The 4604-nt window shown below is 45.6% G+C and carries 2 protein-coding genes; both read right to left on the bottom strand.

Translation table 11 applies throughout. The features are described 5' to 3' along the window. Positions 1-76 precede the first annotated feature (76 nt). On the bottom strand, positions 77-1216 hold the full coding sequence (locus LIZ66_RS18110; protein ID WP_173773505.1) for a glycosyltransferase family 2 protein: 1140 nt from the start codon (positions 1214-1216) through the stop codon (positions 77-79). A 90-nt stretch (positions 1217-1306) separates the two neighbouring features. Beyond that, positions 1307-4411, bottom strand: coding sequence for a glycosyltransferase family 2 protein (locus LIZ66_RS20375; RefSeq protein ID WP_148463590.1), 3105 nt, complete (start codon positions 4409-4411; stop codon positions 1307-1309). Positions 4412-4604: the final 193 nt, after the last annotated feature.

Below are 4604 nucleotides of genomic sequence, written 5' to 3' on the forward strand. Positions count from 1 at the left end.
GGAACCTGCGAACAGATTCCTTTCCATTTTTTCCTTAAGTTTATGATGTTGAGCTGAACTGGTGGCTTCTGATGAGTCAATGCTTAAAATGAGAGAGCAGTTTTTTTAATACACCTGACCGTTTAGAGGTACTATCTGTGGCGGGGGCTTCCTGTATACGGTGGCGGAAGTCAGCCGGGGTGGTGCACTGGGGCATGATTAGTCTGGCTTGTTTTTTGAATTGGGTAATATTGTTATAATTTTTTGTAAGGCTCTCAAATTCTGGAAGAAAAGTGAGATAATCGTAGTACCACTTGAAAGAAGGCGGGAATGCTTCAAGAGGCGAAATATCAAGCTTCTGCGCAAACGCCTGGGTCTGCGCAGTAATCTCTTCTGAAATTTCCGGAATTTTCTTGTATTTGCGATACCAGATAAAAATGTCAATCAGCTCACGCTCCATTACGATGGCCAGCTCGCGGCCCTGAATATTGTATTTGGTACATTGGTTCATGATCAATTGCCAGGAATCAAATTCACAATGGAAGTTTCTGGCACGGTTTCCTACAAGGGATGCGCTGTTATTCACACGGTAACGGACAATCTGCTCGTGAGTGAGCCAGATCCTGTTGGCAGTGAATACGGCTTCGCTGTAGAAGGAGCGGTCGTTGACACAGATCAGATTGTTAAAGCGAAGCCCCTTTTCCAAAATGAATTTTCGTTTGTAAATGGCATTCCATGGAACTACACTGATGTGGCTGAAAATTTCGGGAGCCTGGTGGAAATTCAGAACCTTATCGAAGCACTCAGCGGGCACATCAGACAGTGCAAAAAGCGGGGTATCGGAAAGCTCGCCGGTCTCATTGTCAAAGCAGACGGCGCAGCCCTTTACCATGTCGGCACCCGCCTGTTCAGCAATGGACAGGTATTTCTGGTAGGCACCTTTTTCTACAAGGTCATCTGCATCAAGAAAGTGAAGGTAATCACCATGGGCTTCTTCGATTCCCTTATTTCGACAGGCTCCTGCAAACCGGGTCTTTTCGTTGAGGAAAAGGCGGATGCGGGAGTCTTTTTGCTGGTAATCTTTTATGAGGGCAACAGAAGCGTCGGTGGATGCGTCATCCACACAGATCACCTCCAGCTCCTCTGGATTTCCCAGATCCTGCTGCAATACACTGTCCAAAGTGGCTGTGATGTATTTCTCAGCATTGTGAACCGGGATGATAGTGGTTAATTTCATAGGTAAATCCTTTCGTAAGGAATGGGTTATAAAAAAGCATTCCCACAAATTGTGACGTACATCTTGCAGAAAGCCTTTTTCAAACACGCTCTAGAGCATTCCCTTATCTTTATTTTTGCCAGAGCTTTGCGTCAGCTTCAATCCGGTAAGCTCGGCAGGCAATTCCAGACTTCCTGTATCCTTTAACATTCTGCAAAGAAATGCAATCTGGTGCCTGTAAGGTCTTGAGGTACTGTAGCGCTCTGGGTTAAAGGTGTCAAAAGTATAGGACGCTTTTGGCGCAGCAGCCAGAAGCGTAGCAACCGTTTTTATACTATCTGTGGAAGTGATTACGACTTCATCGAATCTTGTCTCTCCCATGCACTTCTTATATTCTTCCTTCCCCAAGTCCAAAATATGGGATAAGGGATAAAATGAGAAAAGTCCCATCCGGCTGGTGAGCACACTTGCCAGCTTCCAGCGGTTACCTTTCTCGGGATCCGGCTTCAATGGCAGGCTGGAACAGTCAGGTGATAACTGTGCCAGATATTTGGCAGAGTCTGTATTGCGGAAATCATTGTATGCAAGCCAGAATTCTTTTTCCGGTGCCTGTGCTGCCAGGGCATTAAAATCCCGAACCAGATTCTGGGAAAGCTTCCGCCCTGTAAAGAACAGGACGCGTGTGCGCGGTGCCGGTACATCATCGGAAGAAGCTGGAGCATAATAGGGCAGCGGTCGTCCGTTTAAGAGAGAATCTGCAATATCTGTGAGAAGATATTGTGGGGATTCCTCGAAAGTAGTGGCTTCTCCGGAGGAATTCTTTGTGGTCTGTAAATCATGATTGTTTTCCATTTGCAGAGAGCTTTTTTTCGAAGAATTCCAATCGTATTCCTGGGAATCGAACCCATGACCTGTATTGGAAGTAAACTGGTCGACAGGTTCAAAATGCAAAGCTTCATTTGCGGGCATCTTCTCAGAAATCAGTTCTAACTGCCTGATATATCGTACTAACTCCGGCACATTATCAAATGCAGGATATTCCGGGTGAAATACATCGCAAAGTGTGGAGTGCAGATTGCAGGAATGATTTTTTAAACAGGCTCCAGAGCTCTCGGGCAGACAGGAAGTGGTTTCCTGCAGGACAGGAGCAGCTGGTACAGTCTGATGGTCACTGGTTGCATTTTCGTGTCGAAGAAATGTACCGCACAGAAATCGTAGAATCTGTGTGCCTGTGGTGAATCTGGCAGAAAGTGCATTGTGATAATCCGATATAAAAATATCACACGCCGCAGCGAAATCCGGTACATCGAAATCTTTTGGCATTTCTTTTATATGTCTAAATTCAGAAAAATCAATTTCCCTTTCATGGTCCAGATGCAGATACAAAACCTGATGATCGGAAAGTTCACAGTCAAATATGTAGAGGGCTGCCATGAAATTCCGGAATGCCTGCTCAGTGTCTGCAATATAGGACCCTGGAAGCAGCGGTGCATACAAAATAGTCTGCATGGAATCCATCTGCAAGCTGCGGCGGAGCTTTTCCCTGTGTGATTCATTGGGAATCACCGGAATGTGGGTGGAAGAACCGATAATGTAAGGCGTTTTGCAGATATTAGCTGTCATACATTCCTGCAGGTAAATATCCCGGTTCTGTACATTGTTAAAATACAGGCAGTCTGCCATAAACATAGTATGCTGCCAAAGCCCTGTATCAGCGGTGGAATCCGGTGTGTTCAGAACGGTTTCCGGATACAGATTGTGTCCGCAGTAAAGCAACACAAACTGCCCCTCTTCCTTCCGGAAATAGTAGGGCAAAGGTCCGTCTGTGATCACGTAGCCGGAGAGTGCAAGTGCCTTGCCGTATTCTTCGCTGTCCGGGCACACCAGAGTAATATTCTCAGACAGAGCTGTGCTGTCGGAAAGATAGCGGTTCAGAAGAGCCTGGAACAAGGCATGCTTCTCCTGAGTCAGGGAGACAATGATCTGGTGTTCTCCAAAATTCCTCAGAAGATGCACAAGCAATTTCAATATCCAGGTAGGAATTTCTTTTCCACGGCTGGCTTCCAGAAGAATCTGCTCCGGATCAGGAGCAAGGCTTCCGGTATAGGCAAAGCCATAAAACTGAGAGGAAGTTTTTTCCCGGTGGATCATCTCAGCAGGCTGATAGCTGGGAGATGTTTTGTGAGAAAGCTTGTAATCCTTTATCCAGGCTTTCTGCTGCTGTACGGTCATTCCGTTGCAGGCTTCTACGAAAGAGATCATTTCCTGTCTGGAACCATAAAGACAGAGCAGTCGCCCAATATGTGGCGGAAGTGAATATCGGACATAATGATTGTTCTCCCAGTCTGGAATATTGGATTCCATATAATCGAAAAGCTCATTGATCAATTGCAGCTTCAGTTCTTTCTGGTCAGTCTCATAGTTGGTGAGAAGCTTCCAGAAACGGTAGAAAAAATGGCGCACAGCAATGAAATCCAGCTCTGTCTGATATTGCTCAAACAGCCCCAGCTTCTCCATTTCTTCCTTCATAAAAATAATGGCATTCCGGATGTGAAGGGTGGAAGGCGTGAGACGGCTGAGGAATCCTACATTTTTTCTGTAATTATAGAAGCACTGATCCACGTATCCGATGGAACGGGCTTTCACAGCCAGAAGATAGGCCACCGGAAGATCTTCAAACCGGATTCCTTCCGGGAAACAAAGTCCGTTAAACAGATCTCTGTGAATGAACTTGATCCATGGGTATGGAGAAATCGCAGGTAATTCATAAGGCTTGTCTGCAACGCGGAAGTTCTGATTATGGCAGGATGCAATGTATTCCTTACGGACTCCGGTCTCAGAGTCTACATTATAGTAACGGAAAAGAACCAGGTCGTTTCCGTCAGCGGTAGCTTTTTCATAAAGAAGTCTGCAGGCGTCAGGCTCTACGAAGTCATCGCTGTCTACAAACCAGACATATTCTCCATGGGAATGGGCAAAACCGTAATTTCGTGCCCTGCTGACGCCGTGGTTCTCTGTGGAAAATATAAAAAGCTTCTCCGGATTTAACGACTGATAAGCCTGCAGAATCTGCAGGCTTCCATCTGTACTGCCATCATTGACAGCTACGATCTCTATTTCCTCAAGTGTCTGTGCCAATAAGCTGTCCAGGCACGCGCTCAGGTATTTTTCCACGTTATACACCGGTAAAATGATGCTGACTTTAAAAGACTTCATCAAAAACTCTCTACCCCATTCCTAATTCCGATATTTCAAGTCAAAATTGCAGTTATTTCGTCAATCTTTTACCTATAATAGTACCAGTTCGACAGGGGGATTTCAAGGGGAAAAGGAAGGGAGTGAACAGTAATTTATTTGTTACTGTTCACTCCGTTCACAGTAACGCGCTTCGCGATGCACAGAAATCATG

The sequence above is a fragment of the Blautia faecis genome (genome assembly GCF_020554845.1).
Lineage (GTDB): Bacteria > Bacillota > Clostridia > Lachnospirales > Lachnospiraceae > Blautia_A > Blautia_A faecis.